This window comes from Mesorhizobium sp. M7A.F.Ca.CA.004.04.2.1, from assembly GCF_004022825.1.
GTDB lineage: Bacteria > Pseudomonadota > Alphaproteobacteria > Rhizobiales > Rhizobiaceae > Mesorhizobium.
On sequence record NZ_RZPH01001313.1, the window covers coordinates 1 to 1346 of the forward strand.

Below are 1346 nucleotides of genomic sequence, written 5' to 3' on the forward strand. Positions count from 1 at the left end.
CCTATGCCCAGATCGTCAGGAAGCATGTCACCAAGCTCGGGCTGAAGGTGATGTTCGAGCCTGGCCGGCTGATATCGGGCAATGCCGGCATCCTCGTCTCGGAAGTGATTTTCGTGAAGGAAGGCGACGCCAAGAACTTCCTCGTCGTTGATGCCGCCATGAACGATCTCATCCGGCCGACGCTCTACGACGCCTTCCACGACATCCGTCCGGTCGTGCAGCCGCCGGCCGACACGCCGCGCATGATGGTCGACGTGGTCGGCCCGGTCTGCGAGACCGGCGACTATATCGGCCTGGACCGCGATCTGCCCAGGCTGAAGGCCGGCGACCTGATTGCCGTCTCCACCGCCGGCGCCTATGGCGCGGTGCAGGCCGGCACCTACAACACCCGCCTGCTGGTGCCGGAGGTGCTGGTCGACGGCGACCGGTTCCACATCGTGCGCCCACGCCCGACCTATGACGACCTGATTGGGCTGGATTCGATGCCCGACTGGCTTGCATAGGAGCGCCGGAAACACACCTACCCGTCCCAGGGAGCAATCATGACGAACGGCATCACCGTCACACGCGAGCGCATTGCCGCGATGGAACCGCGCATCCGCTCCTATATCAGGCACACGCCGGTGCTGCGCGTCGACATGGCCGACTTCGATCAGCCGCCGCTGGCCGTCGACCTGAAGCTCGAATGCCTGCAGCATTCCGGCTCGTTCAAGGCGCGCGGCGCCTTCACCAATCTCCTGGAGCGGCCGGTTCCCGACGCCGGTGTCGTAGCGGCATCGGGCGGCAACCATGGCGCGGCCGTCGCCTATGCCGCCATGCGGCTCGGCCACAAGGCGACCATCTTCGTTCCCGAAGTGAGCCCGCCAGCCAAACTGGAGCGAATCCGCTCCTACGGCGCCGAACTGATCGTCGGCGGCGCCCGCTACGCCGAGGCGCTGGCGGCCAGCGAACGGTTCGCCGAGGAGACCGGCGCCTTGCAGATCCATGCCTTCAACCAGGAGGAAACGCTCGTCGGCCAGGGCACGCTCGGGCTCGAAATCGAGAGCGATTTGCCTAAGATCGACACGCTGCTGGTCGCTGTCGGCGGCGGCGGCCTGATCGGCGGCATCGCTGCCTGGTTTACCGGCCGCATCCGTATCATCGCCGTCGAGCCGGAAGGAGCGCCGACGCTTCATCGCGCCTTCGAGGCCGGACACCCCGTCGACGCGCCGGCCGAGGGTATCGCCGCCGATTCGCTGGCGCCAAAGCGCGTCGGCGAAATGATGTTCCCGATTGCCGAAGCCTTTGTCGAACGCTCGATCCTGGTCAGTGACGACGACATCATCGCCGCGCAGAAGGCGCTGTGG

The 1346-nt window shown here is 66.2% G+C and carries 1 protein-coding gene and 1 pseudogene; both read left to right on the top strand.

All coding sequences use genetic code 11. From position 1 onward, the window contains the following. Positions 1-503: pseudogene (locus EN893_RS34130) on the top strand (diaminopimelate decarboxylase); the annotation flags it as partial. Positions 504-542: 39 nt separating this feature from the next. Then, a partial coding sequence (locus EN893_RS34135) for a threonine/serine dehydratase (protein WP_164901386.1) occupies positions 543-1346 on the top strand: 804 nt, incomplete at its 3' end.